The sequence below is a fragment of the Desulfuribacillus stibiiarsenatis genome (assembly GCF_001742305.1).
Lineage (GTDB): Bacteria > Bacillota > Bacilli > Desulfuribacillales > Desulfuribacillaceae > Desulfuribacillus_A > Desulfuribacillus_A stibiiarsenatis.
Window position 1 is genome coordinate 173,625 of sequence record NZ_MJAT01000001.1, and the last position, 26,664, is coordinate 200,288.

24 protein-coding genes and 1 other RNA gene are annotated in these 26,664 nt (G+C 37.4%); 22 read left to right on the plus strand and 3 right to left on the minus strand.

Annotated elements, in window-relative coordinates; all coding sequences use genetic code 11:
- Positions 1–124 precede the first annotated feature (124 nt).
- The 17 genes from gpmI (at position 125) to BHU72_RS00800 (ending at position 19,630) form a co-directional block, all read left to right on the plus strand.
- A complete protein-coding gene (gpmI, locus tag BHU72_RS00720; protein WP_245671830.1) occupies positions 125–1,663 on the plus strand; it encodes a 2,3-bisphosphoglycerate-independent phosphoglycerate mutase in 1,539 nt (512 codons plus the stop codon).
- A 61-nt stretch (positions 1,664–1,724) separates the two neighbouring features.
- Complete coding sequence (gene eno, locus BHU72_RS00725) at positions 1,725–3,005, plus strand: phosphopyruvate hydratase (protein WP_069700702.1); 1,281 nt, start codon at positions 1,725–1,727, stop codon at positions 3,003–3,005.
- A gap of 86 nt (positions 3,006–3,091) precedes the next feature.
- Positions 3,092–3,322 carry a preprotein translocase subunit SecG gene (gene secG, locus BHU72_RS00730; RefSeq protein ID WP_069700703.1) on the plus strand — a complete coding sequence of 77 codons (231 nt, stop codon included), beginning with the start codon at positions 3,092–3,094 and terminating at the stop codon, positions 3,320–3,322.
- A gap of 155 nt (positions 3,323–3,477) precedes the next feature.
- Complete coding sequence (locus BHU72_RS00735; RefSeq protein WP_069700704.1) at positions 3,478–4,179, plus strand: alpha/beta hydrolase; 702 nt, start codon at positions 3,478–3,480, stop codon at positions 4,177–4,179.
- Positions 4,176–4,925: an alpha/beta hydrolase gene (locus BHU72_RS00740; protein ID WP_069700705.1), complete on the plus strand. Its 750-nt coding sequence runs from the start codon at positions 4,176–4,178 to the stop codon at positions 4,923–4,925. The genes BHU72_RS00735 and BHU72_RS00740 overlap by 4 nt, the downstream gene beginning before the upstream one ends.
- Positions 4,926–4,943: 18 nt before the next feature.
- Positions 4,944–7,268: a ribonuclease R gene (gene rnr / locus BHU72_RS00745; protein ID WP_301553455.1), complete on the plus strand. Its 2,325-nt coding sequence runs from the start codon at positions 4,944–4,946 to the stop codon at positions 7,266–7,268.
- A 235-nt stretch (positions 7,269–7,503) separates the two neighbouring features.
- Complete coding sequence (gene smpB, locus BHU72_RS00750) at positions 7,504–7,974, plus strand: SsrA-binding protein SmpB (RefSeq protein ID WP_069700706.1); 471 nt, start codon at positions 7,504–7,506, stop codon at positions 7,972–7,974.
- A 114-nt stretch (positions 7,975–8,088) separates the two neighbouring features.
- Positions 8,089–8,514 carry a 4Fe-4S binding protein gene (locus BHU72_RS00755; RefSeq protein WP_069700707.1) on the plus strand — a complete coding sequence of 142 codons (426 nt, stop codon included), beginning with the start codon at positions 8,089–8,091 and terminating at the stop codon, positions 8,512–8,514.
- A complete protein-coding gene (locus BHU72_RS00760; protein ID WP_069700708.1) occupies positions 8,495–10,240 on the plus strand; it encodes an aldehyde ferredoxin oxidoreductase C-terminal domain-containing protein in 1,746 nt (581 codons plus the stop codon). Before BHU72_RS00755 ends, BHU72_RS00760 begins: the two co-directional genes overlap by 20 nt.
- Before the next feature lie 243 nt (positions 10,241–10,483).
- Positions 10,484–10,774, plus strand: coding sequence for a hypothetical protein (locus tag BHU72_RS00765; protein WP_083248161.1), 291 nt, complete (start codon positions 10,484–10,486; stop codon positions 10,772–10,774).
- Positions 10,775–10,795: 21 nt separating this feature from the next.
- A complete protein-coding gene (locus BHU72_RS00770) occupies positions 10,796–11,611 on the plus strand; it encodes a S16 family serine protease (protein WP_069700710.1) in 816 nt (271 codons plus the stop codon).
- 54 nt (positions 11,612–11,665) lie between these two features.
- Positions 11,666–12,274, plus strand: coding sequence for a DUF4328 domain-containing protein (locus BHU72_RS00775; protein WP_176720357.1), 609 nt, complete (start codon positions 11,666–11,668; stop codon positions 12,272–12,274).
- 152 nt (positions 12,275–12,426) lie between these two features.
- Positions 12,427–12,779, plus strand: a transfer-messenger RNA (tmRNA) gene (gene ssrA, locus BHU72_RS00780).
- A gap of 150 nt (positions 12,780–12,929) precedes the next feature.
- Positions 12,930–13,130 carry an antitoxin VbhA family protein gene (locus BHU72_RS00785; protein WP_069700712.1) on the plus strand — a complete coding sequence of 67 codons (201 nt, stop codon included), beginning with the start codon at positions 12,930–12,932 and terminating at the stop codon, positions 13,128–13,130.
- Positions 13,123–13,332 (plus strand): hypothetical protein, encoded by a 210-nt coding sequence (locus BHU72_RS15970; protein ID WP_069700713.1) that lies wholly within the window; start codon positions 13,123–13,125, stop codon positions 13,330–13,332. Before BHU72_RS00785 ends, BHU72_RS15970 begins: the two co-directional genes overlap by 8 nt.
- 98 nt (positions 13,333–13,430) lie before the next feature.
- Positions 13,431–13,817, plus strand: a complete 387-nt coding sequence (locus tag BHU72_RS15975) for a Fic family protein (RefSeq protein ID WP_218076065.1) — start codon at positions 13,431–13,433, stop codon at positions 13,815–13,817.
- A gap of 296 nt (positions 13,818–14,113) precedes the next feature.
- Entirely contained in the window at positions 14,114–19,630 is a 5,517-nt protein-coding gene (locus BHU72_RS00800) for a DUF4011 domain-containing protein (protein WP_069700715.1), read from the plus strand.
- 140 nt (positions 19,631–19,770) lie between these two features.
- Here the strand turns inward: BHU72_RS00800 and BHU72_RS00805 are convergent, their stop codons facing one another.
- Positions 19,771–20,607, minus strand: coding sequence for a hypothetical protein (locus tag BHU72_RS00805; RefSeq protein ID WP_069700716.1), 837 nt, complete (start codon positions 20,605–20,607; stop codon positions 19,771–19,773).
- 401 nt (positions 20,608–21,008) lie between these two features.
- Between BHU72_RS00805 and BHU72_RS00810 the strand changes: the two genes are divergently transcribed.
- A complete protein-coding gene (locus tag BHU72_RS00810) occupies positions 21,009–21,359 on the plus strand; it encodes a PadR family transcriptional regulator (RefSeq protein WP_069700717.1) in 351 nt (116 codons plus the stop codon).
- On the plus strand, positions 21,343–22,647 hold the full coding sequence (locus BHU72_RS00815; RefSeq protein ID WP_069700718.1) for an FtsW/RodA/SpoVE family cell cycle protein: 1,305 nt from the start codon (positions 21,343–21,345) through the stop codon (positions 22,645–22,647). Before BHU72_RS00810 ends, BHU72_RS00815 begins: the two co-directional genes overlap by 17 nt.
- Before the next feature lie 256 nt (positions 22,648–22,903).
- Here BHU72_RS00815 and BHU72_RS16290 read toward each other — a convergent pair whose 3' ends face one another.
- Complete coding sequence (locus BHU72_RS16290; protein WP_301553456.1) at positions 22,904–23,032, minus strand: hypothetical protein; 129 nt, start codon at positions 23,030–23,032, stop codon at positions 22,904–22,906.
- Between the two features lie 179 nt (positions 23,033–23,211).
- Here BHU72_RS16290 and BHU72_RS00820 point away from each other — a divergent pair, with 179 nt between their 5' ends.
- Complete coding sequence (locus BHU72_RS00820; protein ID WP_069700719.1) at positions 23,212–23,646, plus strand: hypothetical protein; 435 nt, start codon at positions 23,212–23,214, stop codon at positions 23,644–23,646.
- 283 nt (positions 23,647–23,929) lie between these two features.
- Here the strand turns inward: BHU72_RS00820 and BHU72_RS00825 are convergent, their stop codons facing one another.
- Positions 23,930–24,526 (minus strand): exosporium glycoprotein BclB-related protein, encoded by a 597-nt coding sequence (locus BHU72_RS00825; RefSeq protein WP_069700720.1) that lies wholly within the window; start codon positions 24,524–24,526, stop codon positions 23,930–23,932.
- 209 nt (positions 24,527–24,735) lie between these two features.
- On the opposite strand from BHU72_RS00825, the gene BHU72_RS00830 reads away from it, so the two are divergent.
- The gene (locus BHU72_RS00830) at positions 24,736–25,791 is read left to right on the plus strand and encodes a YheC/YheD family endospore coat-associated protein (protein WP_245671823.1); all 1,056 of its coding nucleotides are present in this window, start codon (positions 24,736–24,738) and stop codon (positions 25,789–25,791) included.
- A 270-nt stretch (positions 25,792–26,061) separates the two neighbouring features.
- Positions 26,062–26,661, plus strand: a complete 600-nt coding sequence (locus tag BHU72_RS00835) for a CBO0543 family protein (RefSeq protein WP_083248162.1) — start codon at positions 26,062–26,064, stop codon at positions 26,659–26,661.
- Positions 26,662–26,664 lie beyond the last annotated feature (3 nt).

A 26,664-nucleotide genomic window follows, 5' to 3' on the forward strand; every position in this document is an offset into this window, starting at 1 on the left:
TAAAACCGAAGATAAAGAAAACATTAGTTGCACTTATTTCGAAGCTTGGCGGCACTTATGTCCCACGTATAGAAGTGGGAGCATTAGCAACGCCGCTGAGATAAATAGGGAGATGAACAAGTTGATAAATCGTGCGAAACCGATTGCACTCATTATTCTCGATGGATTTGGACTACGAGACGAAGTTGATGCTAATGCAGTGAAGCAAGCGAACACACCAAATTTCGACCAGTTGCAAAAAGACTATCCGTTTGTATCAATGGGCGCAAGTGGAGAACATGTGGGTTTACCAGATGGACAGATGGGGAACTCAGAAGTTGGTCATCTCAATATAGGCGCTGGGAGAATAGTGTACCAAGAGCTAACGAGAATTAGCAAAGCGATTCAGACTGGCGAATTTTTCGAAAATCCTGCCCTTGTGGATGCTATTCATTGTGCAAAACAGAATCACAAAAACCTTCACGTCATGGGCTTGTTGTCCGACGGTGGTGTTCATTCTCATAATGAACACCTATATGCCCTTTTGCAATTAGCAAAAAAAGAAGGCATAAGCGAAGTGTACATCCATGCATTTCTTGATGGCAGGGACACGTCTCCAGAGTCAGGAGCGAGGTATGTTCGTGAGCTAGAAGACCAAATTGAGACGATTGGAATTGGCAAGATAGCTACGATTCAGGGCCGTTATTACGCAATGGACCGTGATCGTCGTTGGGATCGTGTCCAAAAGGCGTATCGTTCGATGGTTCTTGGTGAGGGTTTGCCTACCAATAAACCATTTCAAGCGATGGAGGATTTCTATCGCAATGAAATCTATGATGAGTTTGTTTTGCCTACGGTAATCGTGAACGAAGAGCAATTACCGATTACAACTATCCAAGAGGGCGACTCTGTAATTTTCTTTAACTTTCGACCGGACCGTGCAATTCAATTAACTCGTGCGTTTACAGAGATACATTTCCCTGAAATCGATCGTGGTAAGGAGCCACCGAAGGTGCATTTTGTTTGTCTAACAGAATATAGTGAGACAATTCAGGCACGTGTTGCGTTCGAGCCGACGAACCTTGTCAATACATTAGGAGAAGTATTGCAGAATCATCAACTTACCCAACTGCGAATTGCAGAAACTGAAAAGTTCAAGCACGTAACATCATTCTTTAGTGGTGGGCGTGAACAAGGGTTTCAAGGGGAAACTAGATTATTAATTGACTCGCCGAGGGTTGCTACCTATGATTTAAAACCAGAAATGAGTGCCTATGAAGTGACGGAAGCAGTTTGTCAACAAATTGACCAAGATGCCTTTGATGTGATAATTCTCAACTTTGCGAATGCTGACATGGTTGGTCATACGGGTCAGCTACCAGCTGCTATCAAGGCGATTGAAGCTGTGGATGAATGTCTGGGGAAGGTTGTTCAATCTGTTCTATCCAAGGGTGGAATTGCGCTCATCACCGCTGATCATGGCAACGCAGATATGATGCGTTATCCAGATGGAGGCGTGCATACGGCCCATACAGTCAACCGTGTTCCAATGATTATTACCAAATCAGGTCTTCAGCTCCGTGAGGACGGAATATTGGCTGATATAGCTCCTACAATTTTGCAGTTATTAGGAATTGAGCAGCCAAAAGAGATGACAGGCAATACATTAATATTGAATTTTTAAATAGTTACGATAGAATAGAGAAAAACAAAAACTAGAGTTAAATGGAGGATTATGAAAAACCATGACAATTATCTATGATGTGTATGCTAGAGAGGTATTAGATTCCCGCGGAAATCCAACAGTTGAGGTAGAAGTAGAGCTAGAATCAGGTCACATTGGCCGTGCAATCGTACCATCGGGTGCATCGACAGGAGCTTATGAAGCTGTTGAGTTGCGTGACGGCGGAGACCGCTATATGGGTAAAGGTGTACTACAAGCAGTTGAGAACGTGAATGATATTATTGCACCAGAGTTAATTGGTGAAGATGCGTTCGATCAAGTGGGAATTGACCAATTGCTAATGGAGTTAGATGGCACTTCGAACAAAGGGAAACTAGGAGCGAATGCGATTCTAGGTATTTCTATGGCAGTCGCGAGAGCAGCAGCAGAGTATCTAAGTGTGCCATTATATACATACCTTGGCGGATTCAATGCAAGACAATTGCCTGTGCCAATGATGAACATCTTAAATGGTGGAGAGCATGCTGATAACAATGTAGATATTCAGGAATTCATGGTTATGCCTGTCGGTGCTGAGAACTTTCAACACGCATTACGTATGGGCGCAGAAATCTTCCATAACTTAAAAGCAGTACTAAAGGCAAAAGGTCTTAACACGGCAGTAGGTGACGAGGGTGGTTTCGCACCAAACCTGAAATCTAACGAGGAAGCACTCACTATCATCATGGAAGCAATTGAAAAAGCAGGATATAAGCCAGGGGAAGAAGTTTGTCTAGCGTTGGACGTAGCGGCTACTGAGCTTTATAAAGATGGAAAGTATCACTTAGAGGGTGAAGGTGTAACGAAAACAGCTTCTGAGATGATAGACTTTTATGAGACTCTAGCTCAAAAGTATCCGATTATCTCTATAGAAGATGGTTTAAGCGAAGACGATTGGGACGGTTGGAAAGAGCTTACGGATCGTCTTGGCAAGAAAGTTCAGCTAGTTGGTGACGATTTATTCGTTACAAATACAGAGCGATTAGAGCGTGGGATTAACGAAGGAATTGGTAATTCAATTCTAATCAAAGTAAACCAAATAGGAACTCTAACAGAGACGTTTGAAGCAATTGAAATGGCGAAGCGTGCTGGCTATACGGCAGTTATCTCTCACCGTTCAGGAGAAAGTGAAGATACGATTATTGCCGATATCGCAGTGGCAACAAACGCTGGTCAAATTAAGACTGGTGCTCCTTCACGAACGGACCGTGTTGCGAAATATAACCAATTATTACGTATTGAAGATAACTTAGCATACACTTCTGCGTACCCTGGGAGAAAAGCATTTTACAATTTAAAATAGTAAGTAAAAAGTAAGACTTGCCCTATAATTTTGAATATGGTATAGTATTTCTTGTTGAATAAACACCTGTAATAGGAGGTGCCATGATGGTTGTATTATTAAAAGTTTTATTAGCTTTAGTATCATTAGCACTAATCGCTGTTGTATTATTACAACCTGGAAAGAGTGCCGGTTTATCTGGTGCGATCACGGGCGGAGCGGAACAAATGATGGGAACTAAAGCAAAAGGTTACGAGCGCGTACTTGAAAGAATTACGAAATTCGTAGCAATCGGTTTTTTATTACTGAGCTTTATAGTTGCATATCTTGTGCAGTAATGGAAAATATCAACTCACCATATCATATGGTGGGTTTTTTACTTGTATAAGTGTATGAAAAGTGTAATATATATTTGTTTCGTGATATACTAAATTCAATAATGGAAAAAATTATGATGTAAATGTTATGACTTTGAATAAATGGAGGTAAGCGCATGAAAGCATGTTTGTTAATCCATGGGTTTACAGGTTCGCCCTTTGAGATAGAGCCGTTGGCGGAAGCTCTTCGCCAACAAGGTTACATAGTGGAAACACCTGTCCTTGCAGGTCATGGTCATGATGAGGACTTGCAGGATGTGTATTGGACAGATTGGATTCAATCAGCAGAAGATGCATTAAGAGAAATGATTGAACGGTATGAAACTGTATACTTGATTGGCTTCTCCATGGGTGCACTCATTTCAGCTTACCTTTCTACCAAATATCCTGTGAAGAAACTAGTACTGTTAAGCCCGGCGATTTATTGCATCAATTATAAGCAATTGTTCTGCACGATGTCAGAAGCGATCAAAAAGAAGTTTGCCGGCGACAAGATTGAAGGACTTGCCAGTGAACTCAAAAAATATTTGCAAAAGGCTACCAATACACCGATTCGCAGTGTCATTCATTTTCGACAACTAGCCGAACAGTTAACGCCATCTTTTGCATATGTTACAGCCCCGACACTTATAATTCAAGGCCATAAGGATGTAATCGTTGAACCAAGCAGTGCTACGAAAGCTTATGAGACGATTCAAAGTGTTGATAAGAAGCTAGTATTCTTAGATTTGTCTCCGCACATAGTATGCCATGGCGAAGAATCAGAACTGGTGAATCAACATGTGATTGAATTTCTAGCATCAGGGAGCAGCGCATGATTGTGGGAAAAAGCCGAGATTCATTTTTTTTACCAGGTGGGAACATTGGGATTTTATTGATTCATGGTTTCACAGGGTCTCCGGCGGAAATGCATGCGATGGGGGAATATTTACACCGTTTGGGATATACCGTATATGCTCCACTTTTAGCTGGACACGGAACAACTGTCCAAGATATGGCGAAAACATGTTGGACTGACTGGTGGCAGAGTGTAACACAAGGATATGAGAAACTCAAACTTGAAGGATGCACAGAAATTATCGGCTGCGGATTATCGATGGGTGGAATTCTTACATTGAAGCTAGCGTTGAACTATCCTCTGAAGGCACTCGTCACAATGTGCGCACCCATCTACTTAACGGACTCGCGCGCGTATTTATCGGGACTGCTTAAGTACGTGAAGAAGTATCAAGATAAAAACAATACGCACCCATACGAAGACATGGAAGCTTACCAACTCGCATATCAACAAATGCCGTTGGCTTGTATTCCTAGCTTATTAGAGTTAATCAATCAAGTAAGACCCTTGATTCGTCATATAGAAACACCGGCACTAGTCTTGCAGTCAGAACTAGATCAAACCGTTCAACCGAAAAGTGGCGAATATATTTTTCAAGAATTGAGGTCTTGGAAAAAAGAATATATTACATATTCGAAATCGGGGCATATTATTACTATCGACAAAGAGAGGAAGCATGTGTTTCAGGATGTTGCCAACTTCCTTGGATTTGTATGTAAAATGTAGAATAGACGAGGTGATTTCGTGTTAGATCGTGAGAATTTGTTGGAATACATGAGGGAATTAGAATATAGACCGATGACTGTCGATGAACTTTATGAATCATTTGACGGTGAAGATAGCGAAGACCTTAAAGATCTTATGAAATTATTGAACGATCTAGAAAGTGAAGGTAAGGTTATTCGTACCCGGGCGAATACATATGGTCTACCTGACCGCATGAACTTGGTGGTCGGTAAAGTACAAGCCCATGCCAAGGGTTTTTGTTTCGTTATGTCTGAGGATAAATCGTACCCAGATATTTATGTCAGTTCGGAGAATACCAATAATGCGATGCATAAGGATCGCGTATTAGTTAGACTTCTTTCTACGAAGGAAGGCGCTCGTCAAGAAGGCCAAATCATTCGTATTATCGAGCGCGCTAATAAACTAGTAGTAGGTACGTTTTTTTCTAGTCGCAACTATGGTTTCGTAGTACCTGACGACAAGCGACTTGCGAACAAAGATATATTTATTCCGAAGGAAGAAATTCTCGATGCGCAAGATGGATATAAGGTCGTTATTGAGATTACGCAATACCCAGAAGGACGCAATAGTGCAGAGGGGAAAATCATAGAAGTACTCGGACATATCAACACGCCAGGTGTAGATATCTTATCTGTGATACGTAAACACGGGATTCCTGAGAAGTTCCCGCCAGAAGCACTCGCTGAGGCAGAGCAAGTTCCAGATACGATCTCTGAAGCAGAACTTGAAGGTAGAAAAGACTTAAGAAACAAAAAAATCGTGACCATCGATGGCGAGGATGCGAAAGATTTAGACGATGCCGTATCGATAGAAAAACTAGAAAACGGAAACTTTCTATTAGGCGTTAGTATTGCGGATGTCAGCTATTATGTAAAAGAAGACTCCGCCCTTGATCAAGAAGCATTCCGCCGCGGAAATAGTACATACCTAGTCGATCGCGTGATACCGATGCTACCAGAGCGTTTATCGAATGGTATTTGCAGCTTAAATCCACGAGTCGATCGATTAACAATGACCTGTGAGATGGAAATCAATGAAGAGGGAAAAGTCGTGCGTTATGAGATTTTCCCTAGTGTAATTCGCACTCAAGAGAGAATGACTTACACCAATGTACGTAAAATCGTCGAAGATCAAGATCCAGAGCTAATGGAACGCTACAGTGACTTAGTAGAAGAGCTCATGATGCTTGCGCAACTCAAGGATATCCTAAGAAATCGACGTATGGAACGTGGAGCCATCGACTTTGATTTCGAAGAGACGAAAATCATCGTAGATTTAGAAGGAAAACCAATCGATTTAGTGAAAAGAGAGCGTAGCACAGCGGAGAAGATTATCGAAGAATGTATGTTGATTGCGAACGAAACCGTAGCAGAGCACTTCCATTGGTTAAACATTCCGTTTATCTATCGTGTCCATGAAGATCCAGCGATGGAGAAACTCTTTGCATTTAATGAGTTCGTGCATAACTTTGGATACTTCTTACGTGGTCTAAGTAACAAGGTTCACCCGAAAGCATTACAACAAATTATTGAACAAGTATCGGGAACCAATGAAGAGAAGATTATCAACACCGTATTATTACGTTCCATGAAACAAGCTCGATATGATGTGGAGAGCATCGGACACTTTGGACTAGCTGCTCAATATTATACGCACTTCACATCGCCGATTCGTCGTTATGCGGATTTAATTGTTCACCGCATGATTCGCAAGACATTAACATCACCGGCTATGTCAGATCAAAGTCTTAGTAAATTAGCGAAGAAACTTCAAGTAATTGGTGAACAAACATCTGAGAGAGAACGTATTTCTATCGATGCGGAACGAGAAACCAATGACCTGAAGAAAGTCGAATACATGGAAGATCGCGTTGGTGAGGAATTTGACGGCATTGTTACCAGTGTGGCGAATTTTGGGATGTTCGTTGAGCTTGAGAACTCTGTTGAAGGTATGGTGCATATCAGTTATCTCACAGATGACTATTATAACTACCATGAAAAAGCCTATAGCTTAATAGGCGAACGTACAGGTCGGACCTATCGCATTGGAGACCCAGTACGTGTACGTTTAATTAAAGCGAGCAAACAAGAGCGAACATTAGACTTCTCTGTCATCGCCGGCCCGCCAAAGAAAAGGGAACGCAAAGCACCTAAGACAATTGAAGTTTCTAGCGAACCAGAACGTAAGAAGGGTAAACGTAAGAGCCATAGCACATCTGAGTTTGCCGGTTATTCTCCGCGTGATAAGCGTGCCAAAGGAAAAATTGATGACAAAAAGCCGAAAAAGAAGAAAAAAGCAAATGGAAAAAAACGCAGAGATTAAAGAGTTTTGAAATCTCACCAATTGGGATTGAATTTGAATATTGATACATTCTGGGCTATACCTTCAAGTGGTATAGTCTTTTCCATTCCTTTCGCTAATGATTAAGGAATCCATCTATAAACTATTGTTTGCACAGACAGGCGAAAATCAGTAGAATAGAAACAAGGATATCCTTATGGTAACGAAAGAAGGTTTTGGGAATATCTGATAGGTTTTAGCAGGAAGGAGCCGCATGATGGCGAAACAAATCGGAATAAAAGAAGTCGCGAAAAATAAAAAAGCCTACCATGATTACTTTATAGAGGAAAAATTCGAAGCAGGCATTATGCTGACTGGTACAGAAATTAAGTCGATTCGTGCTGGGAAAGCGAATCTAAAGGATAGCTTTGCAACCATTAAGAACGCAGAAGTGTTTTTACATAATATGCATATAAGTCCATATGAGCAAGCCAATCGATTCAACCACGACCCAACTAGAGCTAGAAAACTTTTGTTACACAAATTAGAAATTTCGAAACTGATAGGTCAGACGAAGGAAAGGGGCTACTCCCTTGTACCTCTTTCCTTATACTTGAAGAACGGCTTTGCAAAGCTGGAGCTAGGTTTAGCAAAAGGGAAGAAACTATACGATAAACGCCATGAAGAAGCGAAGAAAGACGCTAAGCGAGAAATCGAAAGAGCATTCAGAGAACGTCAAAAAATGTAGTGTTAGCAACAAAAAATTCAACTAAAACAAATAAACAAGTTAAAAACATAAAATAACAGCCAGAACTACTCCATAAGAGTAAAAGTTGAAAAAGTAAATGGGAGAAGGATGCAAATGGCTAAAATATTACAAGTAGCCGATATGCATAAATGTATCGGCTGCTATTCGTGTATGCTTGCATGTGCAAGAGTTGTGAAGAAGAGCTTATCCCCTTCGCGGGCAGCGCTACAAGTCCGCACCGCGGGAGGATTTCAAAGCAGATTTATTGCTGAGATTTGTCGTGGATGTATTGATGCACCTTGTGCTGCTGCCTGCAACTGCGGAGCTTTGACGCCGCGTGAAGGTGGTGGGGTACACTTTCGACCGACTAAGTGTATCGGTTGTCAAGATTGCGTGAAAGCCTGTATTGTCGACGTCATTCAATTTGATGATTGTAAGAAGAAACCATTGATATGTATTCAGTGCGGCACCTGCGTACGTTTCTGCCCTCATAATGTTCTAGAAATGGAGGAGAGAAAATATGACGCGTCAGGGAATTAGAGTACTGGAAATTAACCTAACAGAAGCAAATATACAAATCCATCTACGCAAAGATTTACTTGCTTATCTTGGTGGCACAGGAGTAGCGGCAAAATTGTTTGAGGAATATGGCAGATTCGACCTTGACCCATTGGCAGAAGAACAGCCTGTCATATTTGCCAATGGACCGTTTGCGACAATTTATCCAGTGGCGACAAAAGTCATAGCTGTATTTCGTTCCCCTTTAACAGGAGAGTATGGAGAAAGTCACGCTGGTTTACGTCTTGCCCTTGCTATGCGCGGTGCTGGATACGATGCGATTGTAATCCATGGGAAATCCCCAAAGCCGACATTCTTAGTGGTAAGCAATGATGGAGTGAAATTTAAAAACGCGTCAGCAATCTGGGGTATGGGCGCCGGAGAAGTAGGGAATTTACTAAGGAAGCTAGCTCCAGGTGCAGGTCATCGAAGTGCTATTCGCATAGGTCCTGCAGGCGAACGCATGGTTTCCTTTGCCAATGTGAATGTGGATACCTATCGCCATTTTGGTCGATTAGGCATTGGTGCAGTATTTGGTGCGAAGAATCTTAAAGCTATAGTTGTGCACGGGAACCAAGATCATGAAGTTGATTCGATGCAAGAATATAAGAAAGTATATGAAGAACTTTATGATCAAGTCGTAGACACAGATATTATGGATAAATACCACGGACTCGGAACAGCTATCAATGTTATTCCGCTTAATGAACTGGGTGGTTTACCAACGAATAACTTGCAGTCTGGGCGTTTTGAGCATGCAGAAGAAATTAGTGGTGAAGCTTTTGCTGAGAAGTCTTTACTCCGTCAAGTTGCATGCTCCGGTTGCCCGATTGGATGTATTCATATTGGACTGCATCGTCAACAATTTGGTGAGGCTTATGAATACGAATCGAAAAGCATTTCCTACGACCATGAGCTAATCTTTGCCCTTGGCTCATTTCTAGGAATGTCGAGTCAGGAAAAGGTTTACCAACTTATCGATCGTGTCGAAGAGCTTGGCCTTGATGCAATTTCTGCAGGTGTAGTGCTTGGTTGGGTGATTGAAGCGTTTGAGAAGAATATGATTGACCAAGAAACATTAGGAACGACCGTTGCTTTTGACAATGTGGAAGGATGCATACACGTACTAGAAGGGATAGTTAAGCAGCCCAATGATTTCTACCGAGCTTTAGCAAATGGGACAGACGCAGTAGCGGAACAATATGGTGGTCTTGAATTTGCTATGACCATGGGCAAGACAGAAATGGCTGGATACCATACAGGTCATGCACATGTCATCGGACAATCGATAGGCGCAAGGCATTCCCACTTAGATAATGCGGGTTATGCAGTCGATCAGAAGTTTCGTAAGGATCAGGACCAACCAGAAGTATATAAAAAGATGGTGCAACAGTTAGTGGAAGAAGAGCAATGGCGAAATGTGGTTACTTCCCTGGGGATATGCTTGTTCGCAAGAAATATCTATACACCAGACGTGATTATAAGAGCCCTTGAGGCGATTGGCATTACCACGACTCAAAACCAATTGAATGAGCTCGGTAAAAAGATTTATCAATTGAAACATAAGTTACGAACGAAATTAGGTTTCAAAATTGACGACTTAAGATTTCCGAAGAGATTTTTTGACACACCGTCTCTAACTGGTACATTGACCCCAGAGACAATCAACAACATGCTTGACGAATATAAGAAATACGTAAATAAATAAACAAGTGCCATATGATTATCACTTTCTCCCTTGAGCATCAATACAATATAAGGGAGGGAGTGATTTTTTATGTTTTCGGAAGATAATCAATATTATGTTTTGCTTGTAGTAACAATTTTACTTGTTGGAATTATGATATTTACAGAACCTAGAGAAACTGACAACGGTAGAGAACTTATCTATTTTTAAAAAATTATAGATTAGCTGTGCCATGAAAATACCGTTTAGAATGGGGCGATGGGCTTGCGAAAAGAGTTAGATTGCAAAAAGAAAAAGTCAAACGAAATAAAACAGGACAATAACTCGAATAATAACGGCAATAGTAATACGTTAAGCCCTGCCTCGATGCTAGTTATACTTGCAGTTCTGTCTGGATCTTTAACAGTTGACTCAATTTCTATAGATAAGGACAAAACAGTACAGGTTCTGCTAGCAGGTAGCCTAAGGAGGAAAACAGAACTTGACAAAATGTTAGATGCTATTGGTGAAATGCCATTTGAAACGGTCTTAAAGGCAATGATGAGTAAAATATAAAACTATTTATCGAGGTGAAATATGGGACAAGATATACATGATGACGATAATTTTAGTTTCCGATTAACTCGCAAGGAGTGGCGTGTTACATTTTTGATAATTATTCTTCCGATTATTCTTATTCTTGTCTTAGGGTCTATATTAATAATACCTTACTATGCTGATTTTGTCGGATCAGGAGAAATTACATCTATTTCGGAAATCGGAGTGCAAGGTAGCGTGAATTTTGTAAGTATTTATGCTGGGTATACGGAGAACTATTTTGATAAATTTCTAGTCATGGCGATTACTGAGAATCGTGTCGTCTTCACGCCAATTGATAAGGAAATTATTGAAGATTATGAGTGGGAATTAGAATATGGAAAAGAGATATTACATGATGTCATAGAAAATGCTATTAATATTGCAATCGAAGAAAGCGGACAAGCTAGTGAGTTGTTTGAAGAACGGTGGGACGAAATTGTTGCAAGCACAGAAGAATTTTATGGCGATTCTATTGGCTTAATGCTAGCCATAGGACTCACGGAGGAATTAAACGATGAAGATTTCTCAAGAGGAGGCAAATATAAAATAGCAGGAACTGGAACTGTGGAGGAGGACGGTTATATAGGATCCATAGGGTTCTTGAAGGAGAAAATTTTGGCGGCAGAGGAGAATCATGTAGATTATTTTCTAATCCCTAAAGACAAGGAGTTTTTTAACGAATATGGTTTTGAGTATGGGATCAGTAATGAAGTAGAGGCGTATAAAATTAAGGAAGAAACAAATATTAAGGTTGAGATTATCCCAGTAGAAACAATTAATGAAGCGTTATCTTTTCTACGATCACTACCGTAGAATCAATAATTATGAAACAAAGGAGATGTGAAGATGAGGTCGCATTCGAATTCTATGAGTAAAGTATTAGTTATTCTTTTGCAAACATTGATTGTTTTTCAAATTATTATGACCCTATTTACTGCGTTGGAGGTTGTTAACCTAGATACGTTTGACCAAATGTTTGAAATTGCACTTTTGGTTGGAACGATTTTTACTTGGTTAGCCATAGTATCATTCATTGTATCGCTAATTTGGTTATATAAAGTCCATAAAGATTTACGCGAGGGAAACCATAATTACCCTATTTCACCAGGGGGTTCGGTAATTCACAATATAATACCAATTTACAATATCTATGGAGCTTGGAAAGTTTTTCGTACCATTGGTAATTATTTTCAAGAAAAAGGACATCAAATTGCTGAATATGGAAGAAAAGTCAACTCTTCTATCTTGTACATTTATTTATTAATTTTCGTTGCTATAGTTCTATCTGCGATAACACTTGGCAATATAGATTTTGAAACGTTGGAAGAACTTCCTCGAGCAGATTGGACAGTACTTGCCAATGATATAATCATGGTTATCATGTTGATTTTAAGTTTAGCACTTACCAAGGCTGTTTTTAAAGGGTTATATCAGCTTTTGCAACTGAAGAGAGAAATACCAAAAGATACTCTTTAGCATACTATACAAATAGGTCACTGCTAATGCCAACGAGTGCCACTTGTACAACACTCGCAGAGATGGTATAATTACTATTACAGTTGTGAAAGAACTGACTCGTTTTGAGTGCTGTCTAACCCACTTTATGTGGCGATGGCCCCAAAATGCCAGGGGGCGTTTTGGATTCGACGGGGATAGTTCGAGCATGAGCTGCGAGTAGGGGACCGTGCCCTCTTTAACAACATGGAAGCCAACAATAATTGGCAAACAAGAATTCGCTTTAGCTGCTTAATATAAAGTAGCTGCCTCACCACTCCATCGCCTGTGTGGCGTGAATGGGGCTCATAAATGCAGGCTAGTCATAGGGCATGCCGATGGTTCTGTGGCGAAACTTCATCGGATAGTCTAGAAGAATCCTGTCGTTGGGATACCTTTTAGGCGAATAACGAAATGACGACTACACTCGTAGACGCTGATGTGGCGATATCTTCGGACACGGGTTCGATTCCCGTCGCCTCCACCATTAAAACCCTCGACCACGATGGTTGGTGGAGTGAATATTGAATGTGAAATCCCTTGCAGAGATGCAAGGGATTTTTAGTTTTAGAACATTTGACACTAATTTGTGGTATAATATTTAGTAAAGGATAGGATTAGCAAAGGAGTTGATGATATGTCTCCAGAACAGCAATCTCGTCGAGTAACAGCAGTTAAGCTTGCCAATGCAGTGAATAAAATAGAAGGTGCTACAGTAACATCTCAAGCGAAAATGCTTTCAGCTAAATGGGCGCGAGGAGAGATTTCGGGTGCAGAAATGAAAGCTGCACTAGTTGCAGAGCACGCGCATTCAGCTGTAGGTAAACCTCATGAATGATCCCTATCTATATGAGGGAAGCTCTGTTCTGCACAATTTATTGAATATCCATGATGAAAAGAAATTAGAACTTGATGAAGCCGAACTCTCTCGAGCGAATATGATGTTACTGTACGAAAAGGGCTTTGATGATTTTTCTACACGATACATAAAATCTTATTCGAAGATGTGTATGACTGGGCAGGAGAATTTCGTACTATAAACATCCAAAAACATTAGCGTACGGTATGCTGATGTTAGTGACATCAAGAGAGAATTGGATTTGCATGGAAAGTTATAGATAAAATCCGATAGGATAAATTGAGTCGAGAGAACTTTGCTGCTCAAATTGCGAGAAAAATCCCCACACTATGGCAGGCACATCCTTTCCGTGAGGGTAACACACGAACTATCGTAATACTGATGACTTTTTTTATTGAACATTACGGTTTTCACTTTGATAAAGACCTTTTAGCTGTTAGTGCGGGATATGTCCGCAACGCTTTTGTAATGGCTAGCTTTGGTGAATATTCAGAATTTGAACACCTTGAGAATATACTGCTGGATGCAATCTGTACGGAGCCAATTGAGTATAAGGATGATTTAGAACAGGAGGAATCAATTCACGGGGCGAAATATCAGACGAAAGACTACACACCTGTTGCACATGAATACCGTGATGATAACGGAGAAGATAAGAAACAATAGCTATATAGATTATGGAACACATCTAAATCCACGATTAACAGAGTTTGTGAAGTGAATATTGAATTTGGGAGTCTCACTAGAAAAGTGGGGCTTTTTTACATGCTATATTTAACCTTTGAAGCAATGATATTAAAATCGAACGAAAGGATTCTGCAAAGGGTTAATAGGGTATTGGTATCTGAGATAGCGATAAATACTATTGATACATGGAATTTTGTGTATATCTCTGGTATAATGTGTTAAAATTACTGACGTTAATGGTTAAGAGGTTCCGTTAATTCTGAGAGGTGCAAGCTATGGCAAATATTGATTTCAAATTAGACATTTGGAAAAAGAAACTATTGGATTTAGGTAAGAGAAACCGATTAATTAACTTTCGAGAGTCTAAGCGTTCTAGTTTAAATATTACATCACCTGAGTTGGAAGATCTCTTTCAGCGCCTTGTTGGGGATGAAGATACTTTGACATTCCCTTATCCAATGGATAAGCAATTGGATGAAGAAGATTCTTATGAAGCAAGAACAGAAATCATTGGTGGTGACCTCGAAACAGATCATACAATAAAAGAGCAACAACGGACACTTAAAGCTCTTCGTGATAAGGCTAAAACAGCTATGGAAGAACAGGGTGTTAATATTCTTTACCTCTCCTTTGGATTTTTAAATTGGTCTGAAAGTACCGATTCTTCACTTAATATAGTATCCCCTTTAGTTTTAGTGCCTGTTTCTATTACAATAGCATCAATAACAGAGCCTTATAAACTAACAATTCACGAAGATGAAATTGTTGTTAATCCAACGCTAGCTCACAAATTGGAAAATGATTTTCGAATAATTCTCCCTGACTTTGACTTTCAAAACGAAGAAATAACAAATTTTTTAAACCGAGTAGCAGAACTAGTGAAAAGAAGCGGATGGAAAGTTGAGACAAGAACCAGTCTTTCTTTGCTATCTTTTCTGAAGATTAATATGTACTATGATTTAAACAATAATCTCCAAAAGCTTAAAAACAATGGAATAGTAAAAGCCTTATGTGGGGATTGTAGTGAAGTGACGGAGGTGCCAGAAGAACTTAATGATTATGATCATGATACAAAGGATAGACCAGTAAATATTTATCAGGTTGTAGATGCCGATTCGAGTCAACAGGATGCTGTAGCGCTCTCTAAGAGAGGTATTAGTTTTGTTTTACAAGGGCCACCAGGAACTGGTAAAAGCCAAACAATTACTAATATTATTTCTGAAGCTTTAGCTGGCGGTAAGAAGGTATTATTTGTCTCAGAGAAGATGGCAGCACTTGAAGTGGTTCATAGACGACTCACGCACTCTGGACTTGCTGACTTCTGTTTGATTTTACATAGCCATAAAGCGAATAAACGTGAAATACTGAAAAGTTTAGGAGATACACTAAGACTAGATCGTGTATCAGTTAAAGAAGATGCTCTGTATCAATTAGAGGTATTAAAGAACGAAAGAGAAAAATTAAATGCTTATTGTAAACAATTACATACTACTTGTTTACCACTAAATAGAACAATATATGAAGCTAATGGTATTTTAGCAAAATTGTACTACGCACCAGATGTGATTTTTTCTTTAGAAAATGTGGTGCAAACTACTCAAGAAGAGTTACGTAAATATAATTATTTATTGTCTACATTAGTCAATACTATTGGGAAATTAAGTGAAGACTATGCTACTAATCCTTGGAAGGGATGCATTGTAGAACAAGTGTCGCATGAGCTACGGCAGAATATAGACGTACGGCTTAATAAATTACTATCTCAGGTGTCGAGTATTTCCGCAGATATAAATCACGCTTTTCAAAAGTGTTCCCTAGATAATTATTTGACTATCAATACTATGAAAGATTATGAAGAACTGTTTGAATTTTGTGGTACATCAGCTGTAATACCACAATTGTGGCTTGAATGCAGTAATATTAAGGAATTACTATCGCAAGCAAAGGATTTTGATAAATTAAAGAAGGAACATTCAAATATTGCTACTAAATTATTAAGTGACTATACAAATGACATTTTCGAGTTAGATAGTCAACAGATAAGTGTGGGTGTAGATGAATGCCTTAAATCCCTTTTTTCTAAACTCGACAATGATTGTTATAAAGAAGAGCGAGATGTCTTTGTCTCAATGGGACGTCTATTATCGTTATGTAACGACTTAAATGCAGATATTAGAGCACTCTTATCTTTTGCGAATCATATATCAAATGAATTACAAATAAAAGAACCAAAGTCCTTGGTCGAAGTAAAGAAACTGTATGAATTTACATTTTCTTTCACACAAAAGATATTGCCTTCAGAAAGTTGGTTTGAAGCAGATAAAAGTAAAGTCCGATATGACCTACTAAAGCAAGCGAAAGAAAACCAAAAGGTCATAGATTCAATTAAAGCAGATATTTTTTCAGTTTACGAAAAGGAAGTTATAGGTGTTGCATACTCGGATATGCTTAAGAGGTTCAAAACTGAATATACTTCTTTTTTTAAAATATTTAAGAAGTCATACAAACAGGATTGTTTGGAAATCAGGGGGTTTCGAACCATTCCTGTAAAAAAAATACTAGATAATGAAATACTCGATTTGTTAAATAAATTAAAAACTATACATGAAAAATCTAAGTGGTTTGAAGAGCAGAATGGTATTTTGAAAGAAATGCTGGGAGGACTCTTTAATAATGAATTTACTAGCTATGAAGATATAGAAAATGCATTTACTGCTTTTGAAAAAATCACAGATTATTTTGATCAAATAATACCTTCTAATATTAAACAATTTCTTTTGAGTGGAGAAAATTACAAGATGCACTCTAAGAGAGTTTCTGAAATAGCAGCAACTATGAATTCATGTAATATAATTGATTATCGCTCAATTTTGATAGACAAGAATATTGAAACTAATGATTTAAGTGATACTCTGCAAGAGAGTGAAAGAATTGGATCTCTTCTTACTGTTTTGATGGTTGAATTAAATAAAATTGAATCAGTTTCTAAAGGTCATAAAGACTACGATTTCCATAAAAATAGCCTAGTTAGTCTTATGCGGTTACAAGAGATTGAAAGGTTAATTAAGACACAGGAGGAAAGGTTAAAAGACCAATATCAATTTTTATATAAAGGCATTGATACTGACTGGGAACACATACTATCTTCTCTATTGTGGGCTAGCAAATTCAAAGATTATATTCGGCAGTTTAATCTATCAGCTGAATTTCAGAATATGACAGTGTCGGGTAAAATAGCAGAAATAGCAAGTACTTGTGTTGGGCTATTAAGAGAATCGAGTGAACGGATGTCAGATAATATTGAATGGTTTGATAACCTTTTCGCAGATGAATACAGTATAAAAGAACTAAATATCTTTGCCTTACAAGATAAAATTGAGGGCTGTCTAGGAAATGTTGCAGGTTTAGAAGAATGGATAGATTTTACAAATGCAAGAAAAGACTGTGAAACAGAAGGACTGTCTAGTTTTATTAGCTTAGTGCTTGAACAGCGTATTGACAAGTCATTGATTATTGATGCATTTAATAAACGATTTTATCGGCTGTGGCTAGATGCAATCTTACCTCAATTCCCAGCAGTGCATGGTTTTCGCAGTCGAAACCATACTGAAACCATAAAAAGTTTTGCGAAACTTGATAAGGTTCAAATGGATATCACAAAGTTACGTATTAGAGAAAGGCTGATTTCAAATTTGCCAGATGTGAATAGAATAACATCCGCTGTGGATGAAGTCGGCATTCTAAGACGAGAACTTGGAAAACAGAAAAAAATAATGCCTATAAGAAAATTGTTTGCAAGAATACCTACATTACTCCCTTGTTTAAAACCTTGCCTAATGATGTCGCCTTTATCAGTAAGTCTATTTCTACAATCTGAAAGTTATAATTTTGACTTAGTAATTTTTGATGAAGCCTCACAAGTCTGTACTGAAAACGCTGTGGGTGCAATAATGAGAGCAAAACAAGTGGTGATTGCTGGAGATAGCAAACAGTTACCACCTACTAATTTCTTCAATGCCTCTATATCTGATGGGGATTTCGATACTGATGATGAAGAGCTCGATGATTCTATTGTTTATGAATCGGTATTGGATGAGGCTGTTACTGTACTGCCAGAACGATCCCTGAAATGGCACTATAGAAGTCGCCATGAAGATTTAATTGCCTTTTCGAATGCTAAAATATACCGAAATTCATTGGTTACATTTCCATCGCATGTGGATAAAGTACCAGACTATGGTGTTGAATATATCTATGTAGAGAATGGGGTATACGATAGAGCTGGGAAAAGAAACAATATTTACGAGGCTAAAAAAGTGGCTTCTCTTGTTTTTGAACAGCTATCTGAGTATCCTAAAAGGTCGATAGGTGTCATTACATTTAGTGAAGCCCAACAACAAGCAGTGGATTCTGCTATAAGAAAGTTGCGTATCGAGAAACCACTGTTTGAAGAGTTTTTCAATGAAGATAGAGATGAACCATTCTTCATAAAAAATATAGAAAATGTCCAAGGAGACGAAAGAGATACGATTATTTTCAGCATTGGATATGCTAAAGATGCTAATGGAGTCATGTATATGAATTTTGGACCTTTAAGTAAGGATGGAGGTTATCGTAGACTCAATGTAGCAATAACAAGAGCAAAATATAACATTAAATTAGTAGGTTCGATCCATCCAACAGACATTAGGCTTGAAAACACTAATGCGGAAGGTGTAAGAATGCTACGAACATATATTGAGTTTGCAATCAACGGTACTAGCGTTTTGGCAAATGAACTCACATATGATAAGTTCGTTAATGTTGAATCGCCTTTTGAAGAGTCGGTCTATGATTTTTTAGTTTCTAAAGGATTTAGCGTGCAGCCGCAGGTTGGTTGCTCTGGTTATCGTATTGATTTAGCAGTAAAACATCCGACGCTAGATGGTAGGTTTGCTCTTGGGGTAGAATGTGATGGAGCTACATATCATTCTTCTCGTACTGCAAGAGAACGGGATCGTTTAAGACAAAGTGTTCTTGAAGATATTGGTTGGAGAATTTATCGCATATGGTCAACTGATTGGATTAAAGATCCTGTAACTGAAGGTGTTAAGCTAGTTGAAGCTGTAAATAAAGCAATTTCAGAATATACAGAAGATATTTCGTATATCAATGCTTCCTTGGATGAACAATCTACACCAGAGATCAGTACTGAAAATTATCTGTTTGTTAACGACGTAGATGAACAAAGCAATGATGCAATAGATAATAATGGGTTCGGGTTTTCGACATATCAGGAGGCTGATATTTGGTCAATACCAAGAGTAGACTATTCAATAACAGATTTACGCAATATCATAGAACTTGTCGTAAAGACTGAGTATCCTATACACTTTGAGTTGCTTTGCAAGCGGGTCGCTCCAGTGTATGGAAATCAGAAAGCTACAGTTAAAATTCGCCGAGAAGTTGAATATGGATTGAGTAAAATGATGGGCAATATAGTTAGGAAAGGAGATTTCTTGTATCCTGTTAATTATGAGTCTATAATTCCACGCATACCAAAAGACAGTGGAAAAATAAGACCAATAATCTATATAAGTCCAGAAGAGCTAAGAAATGCTATGCTAATAATTATCTCCCAAAGTTTTGGAATCACAAAGCAGAGTCTTTTTCAAGTGACAGCAAGAGAATATCTGTTTAATCGTATGGGAGCTAATATAGTGGCTGCTTTTGATGAAGCATTTGAAATATTAATCATTAACAAAGAAGTTGAAGTAATTGAAAACAGGGTTACAGTCACCAGAGCTCAATAAAAGTAATATAGATCAAATAGCTTGGTTGATACTATAATAAATAATAAGGGAGTATCGCAAAACTACAATTACTAAGTAGTTTTGCGATACTCCCATTTACTGGAAGGATTCATTTAAGAATTGAATGTCATAGTCTTATCTCATTGCAAGAGATGAGTTCTATTTAAAGTAGCTGCTAGGTCATTCCAATAAAGTCGATCTGCTTTTGTATTAGTTCTCATATTATCTAATGCATTTTCCCATGATTTCAATAGATATTTATCTCCATCAGTTATATCTCTTAAGAGATTCTCAATAAAATTTAGATTGCTAAGTTCATAATCACTAAGTGAGAAATTTTTGAAGAATATAATAACATGCTCTAGTTGCCTTTGCTTTAAACGCTTACAATTATTTTTAGGCAAAACTGCTTTATCAAATAAAAACAATCGAATTGGATCAGCTAAAAACTTTGAACGAGCTATTTGATTGACCATATTGGTTGCATCATTAATTTTGGATAAATGGTTAATGTGATCTGGTATACGCTCACTATACAAATATCTTGTTATAGATGATAATGGTTGCTTAATAGCTTCACTAATATCAAAAGGTTTCATGTTATGATCATTTATTAGCTTTTTTACGTGATAATGCTTAAATATCCAAGATGTTTGTTCAAGTGTTATCACTTTATTTAGAATACGTAACAATTGAGCTTTCTCGTTAGACTCAGGTAATACACGGCAAAGAATTTCATTATTAGGTTCAAGTTCCATTAAGGCAGAGTATTCATTAAATCCTTCAATAAGTGTGTATGTAGAATTTTTATTTTTTTCGACTATCAATATAGGGCGACTGTAGTCAAAGTTTTTCAAAGTCTTTAGACGCTTTAAAGCTGTATCTGTAGTGATTCGATCATAATAAAATGTAGATATATATATAGGTTTAAGCTTACTGTGCGAAGCTAGTCTAATAATTGGCGATCTTACTTGCATTATGAACACCTCCTACAAATATTTTATTAAGGAAGGGGATTGTCTTATTATAGTTATTAAGAAAAAATTAGGTAGTCGGTTTTTCCGACACACTGATTTTGCAAGAAACGGTCGAGGGTTAAAATTATAGCGGATCGCCTCCACCATTAAAACCCTCGACCAAGGGTAGCTTGGAAGAGAGAATATTTAGAAATGAATGAAAGCCTTGCTGATGCAAGGCTTTTTTGCTGCTAATGGATTTAGGGGTGGCAAGTTTTTTTTGTGTATAAGACATTAGAACAGGGGGGATTAACTTTTTATATAAAGATTTTTAAAGATTTGACAATTCGAAAAGAATCTATTATTATACATAGATAATCGATGCATAGAATAACTATGTATAATGAGGGGAGGTGAGATACATGTCGGTAAATAAGGAGATGCTTAAAGGTAGTACTGTAGTATTAGTTTTAAGTATGCTTGACCGTGAATCCATGTATGGTTACCAGATGATTAAAGAAATTGAAAAGGAATCAAGCGGTATCTTTAGTTTCAAAGAAGGAACCCTTTATCCTATTCTCCACTCGTTAGAGTCAAAAGATATGATAGAATCCTATTGGTCTGGAAATGAAGGCAGAAAAAGAAAATATTATTGTATTACTACTAAAGGTAAATCAGAATTAAAGGAAAAACAACAAGAATGGGTTATATTCCGTTCAGCAGTTGATAAAGTTTTAACAGGGGGGAGGTTTTTGCATGGACTTAGGTCATAATAAAGAAATTCAGAATTATATTAGCAAAGTATGCACACAAGTTAGATTTCATGATGTCCATCAAGATGTAAAATTAGAACTAGAAGCTCATATACAAGAAATTATAGAAGAATATTCAAAACAAGGCTTTTCTGAAAAGCAAGCTGTCAAGCAGGCCCTTGTTCAAATGGGGGATGCTGATATTGTAGGAAAACAGCTAGATTTAGTTCACAAACCTAAGCCTGACTGGACCATTTTAGTACTATCCTTTCTTTTTGTGAGTATGGGATTATTAGCAATGTACTTGATACAGAAACAGAGTTTGCTTACATATGATATCAAATTATTTGAAAAAAGTTTACTCTATTCACTAATGAGTTTAATTGCTATTATCGGTTTGTACTATATTGATTACAGAAAACTAGAAAGGTTTTCTAAACATATTTATCTAGGTACCTTTATAATTCTCATTTTTACAGTTTTCTGGGGTATTCAATTAAATGGTAGTAAAAGTTGGTTAATAATAGGGCCATTTAGTGTTAATTTTGTAGCAGTAAGCCCTTTTTTATTTATCGCAGCCCTGTCAGGTATCTTTAATAAATGGGACTGGAGAAACCATTTTAAGTTGTTGCAAGGTTTAGCATTGTTCGCAATGCCGCTAATTTTGATTTTAATAGCACCTTCAATTTCAACAGGTGCTATTTATGTAGTAGCTGGTATTGTTTTAATGATTGTTTCAGGTGCAAAACTGAAGCAGATCCTATTAATACCAGGTTCAATTATGGCTATGCTAATTCTGTTTATTATGACTGAGCCACACAGACTTAATAGACTCTTTACATTTTTAAATCCTGAAAGCGATCCATCAGGAAGCGGATGGTTAAACATTCAGCTAAGTGAAATAATCTCTCATTCAGGGCTTTTGGGTCAAGGACTTACGTTTAACCCCCAAATAATACCTGAGCTTCATACTGACTTTGTTTTTGCCTTTATCACTTATACCTTTGGGTGGATAGCAAGTATTTTGCTTATTACTTTTGTTGTTATATTTTTGGTTCGCATTGGGGGTATAGCAAGACAAGTAAAAAGTAATTATGGCAAACTATTAATAAGTGGTTTTCTTCCCATTCTAGTAATACAGTTTTTATGGAATATATTTATGAATTTAGGACTAGCACCTTTAACAACAGTGGGATTACCTTTTATAAGTTATGGTGGTTCACAGCTCATCATTAATGCAGCGCTAGTTGGAATTATATCAAGCATTTATAGGCGAAAGAATATTTCCCAAAACTATTCATTATCTTAATTTATAACAATCTTTTATGATTTTGCGAGCTCCGTAGTTCTTGTGACTTGCATGAAAGTTATCTATTAGCTACTAGTGTATCGTCAGGCTGATGCACGTTAGCTTCATAGTAATAGCTGCTTCGCGGTAGTCGTATGACTTTACACATTGCTGTTATCAAGTATTTGTGTAGATTCTGGGTAATCACATTTACTTTAGCCTAGTATCAGCGTTGCTTGCTCTAAAATACCATTCCCCATTAAAAGACGCAGTTTTATTACGGTCGTGGGTTAAATTTTAGCGGATCGCCTCCACCATTAAAACCCTCGACCATGATGGTTGGTGGAGTACATATTGAATGTGAAATCCCTTTCAGAGATGCAAGGGATTTTTCTCCAATCATCATTTATCTTCATCCGCTAATAGCACTCAATATTAACCCATTTTTTGGATAATATGCTATAATTAATTAACAAAAAATGGAGATGATAAGTAAGTGATTATTTATTGCTGTGCTGAAGTTGAAAAACTAAGATAAAGTGAGAAAACAGAAGAAAATAAACTTTATAGTGGGAGGTGACCGCTATGGAAGAAGAGGTGAAATTCCGTGTAATTCACCCAAGACTGGTAGTGCAAATTATTACTACTTCTATATCAGGAATTATAATATTTATTAATTCTGGAAAAGACAGTTACATAAATATAGTATTTCTTCTATTGATTATTTTCTATATAGGCTTTCTAATTAGAAGGAAATATTTTACAAAATTAAGTTTGACTTTAGGTTTGAATTATATTGTGACAAATAAAGGGGAAAAGTATGATAGCTCCCAAATAGAGGTTATTTATATAGCTTTAGATAGAGTAGGCTTTAAATTAACTGGGGCTAGTATTATACCTATTGATTTACACATAAGTTTTCCTATTGAGATAGAACGTCAAGCCATGAATTCTATTAGAGAATGGGCAATGCGTAATAATAAACAAATAATAATTAAGCGTTTTATTTCGTGGTTGTAGTGAAGATTTCGGGTAAGGGTATGAATATTAATAAGGCCGCAGCATAATTATTCCTTAACATATGATTATGGAGTTCTTCAATCATTCATATTGAAAATTTTTATATCCGTTAAAATAAGAACAGAATGTATATGAGCTTCATAATATAGAAGCATATACATTCTGTTTATTTAACTACCTATTCTTCAACTATTTTAGAACAACGATGGGATCAAGCTAGAATAATTCTTAGTATGATTATCCCTTAGATAGCTATAATATCTCAGCAGGTAACTGGAATTGGCTAAATGATAGATACTCCAGCACTTGCAAAACCACTAACAATGGTAGCAATATCGATACCGCCTGTCACTGCGACCGAGAATACCATCATTATACGGGTTTCAGCCGTTACAGGAATGGAGAGACCAGTGGTGATACCACTAACATTAGTACCGATATTGACAATCCCAGTTAAAGATGGGGTTAGATTTACAATTGTACCTGGTATTGGACTAAAATTGTTATCCGGTGTAGTGGAGCTGTAAAGCTGTGCTGTGATGCTGACTTCACTTCCTATTAGCGATAACTCAGCTCCTACGCTAAAATAGGCAGCGATAGACGTGATTTCACCATCTCTCGGCATTGAAAAGGAAAAGCTTTCCAATCCAGTAGTGTCGATGATTCCACCAACGAGTAATGCAACTGTATTTGCTCCAAATCCAACTAGAGATTGAGTTCCAGCTAAGCCACCTAATACAGTTGTTAAGGTGGTAATAGGCCCTGAAGCAAATGGGATTATGGAACCTGGCCCTGGAGGCCCTTCTGGTCCTGGAGGTCCTTGAGGTCCTTGAGGTCCTTGAGGTCCTGGAGGCCCAGGAGGTCCTGGTAGTATACCCATATCATCATATCCTTTCTGTTTGTTTTATATTTCGCATTTCTAATATATGTTTGGAAGCATAAAAATGTTTGAGATTCATTCAAAATGTGTGTTCTGATCACACGAAAAACAAAATACTTTTCATATAGGTTGTTACATAAAACATCCTAATGGTGGACATGCACTATTTGAGCTAAAACGGTATATGCTAATTGAGAGAATGTTACAACATGGAGGAGAGAAAAATGGGGTATCTTCCCTTGATAGGCATTATGGTTTCTACAAATAGGGGCAGAATCTATGCTTTAAAACGATACCAGCAGCCTTATAATCTAGATATGAGAGTTTTCGCATTCACTCCAAAGGATATTAATTGGAAGAGTCGACGTATTAATGGAGTAAGTTGGACAAGGGGAGGATGGAAAAAGAGATCATTTCCATTTCCTGATGCGGTATACAACCGCTGTTATAATAAAACAAACACTATTAATAATTCGATTGAAAAGGCTATTGGTAAAAAATGTTTCAATATGATCACTTGTTTTAATAAATGGATTATATACAATATGTTAAAAAATTCGCAGATGGAAGAGTATCTACCAAATACTTTTCTCTATCATGAAGTAAACGTTGCTAATGTCCTAGAACAGTATAAACTGATGTATCTCAAACCAGTTTATGGTTCACAAGGTATCAATGTAAATCGGATAGAGCTAGTAGAAAATGGAGAAATCTTAATTTCCTCGCACAGCTTGCCACCAAGATATATTATTAGAGAAAATGAAGGAATACAAGAAAAGTTAAGTGAAGTTGTAAAACAAAAGAGTCGATATATATTGCAAGAAGGCATCAGCCCAAAACAGATAGAGCATAGTGATTATGATTTGCGAGTATTAGTACAAAAAAATATGAATGGTGAATGGGAAGCTACTACTATTTCGAACAGAGTGGCTTATGACAATTATTTTAATACATCAATATATAAAGCGATTTATAATGCCGAGATATATTTGCCTGAAATTTTGTTCAATAAAGAGGAAGGCGAAAGAATTCTTCAAGAATTGAAAGAAGTAAGTGTTAAAGTTGCCAGTATATTAGATTATCAAATTGGTTTATTAGGTGAGTTGAGTGTAGACTTTATGTTGGGTGAGAACAATAAACTAAAGATTATTGAGGTTAATGGAAGACCACAGAAAAATATTTATGACGATATAGAGGATTTGAAGAATAAAGATATAATTTACAAAAGACCTCTCGAGTACGCATGGTATTTATCGAGATTATAGAACAATAAACGGTTGATTATTATTGTGTTTTGAAATCCCGTGCAGAGATGCAAGGGATTTTTTGGTACATCAGAATTTATAAATTTTATCTGATGTATAAGTGCAACTAAGGTATTCTCTTCGTTAAAGCTTGGCGAATGCCAAGTTTTCTTTATCGTAAGTTTTCAAGAAAACGTAATATTAGTACTATATCGGGGGAATGTTATAAAGGGATTACTGATGCAATTTACATTTTATGCAAATTAATGTCATCAAGCTAAGGGGTTAATCATGAGCGAATATATCGAATTGATGAAAGAAATTTTATCTCAGCCTATGGCTCCTGATTACGAATTGGTAAAGGAGATGAAGTGGCAGTTATGGGTTGTTTCATTAAATCACTGGTACTTCGATGATATAAGGAAATGGACCTGGTGGTTAAGCTTAGCCTTCACCGTTGTTCCTCTGTATATTTGGTGGAAGGTGGTAGATAAGAAAAGACTTTTGGAAATAGTTATCATAGGACTATTAGCAAATATAACTTCTTCATTTTTGGATATTGTCGGTTCAGAAGCAGTACTTTGGGGCTATCCCGATCGGTTATTTCCTAATCTTCCAAGAGTTCTGCCAGTCGATTTTACCGTTATCCCCGTAACTTATATGTTGATTTATCAATACTTTCCTACTTGGAAGCATTATATAATTGCAATCGTGAGTATGTCTCTTCTTTTTTCCTTTGTTGCAGAACCTATCCTTGTTGCAATTGGTTTATATGAAATATATTATTGGGAATATATCTACTCGTTTCCGATATATATTGCTATGGGTATTGTCATTAGGTGGCTAACGGATACATTCCGAAATATTTATTTACTTCACAATAAACATTGAGGT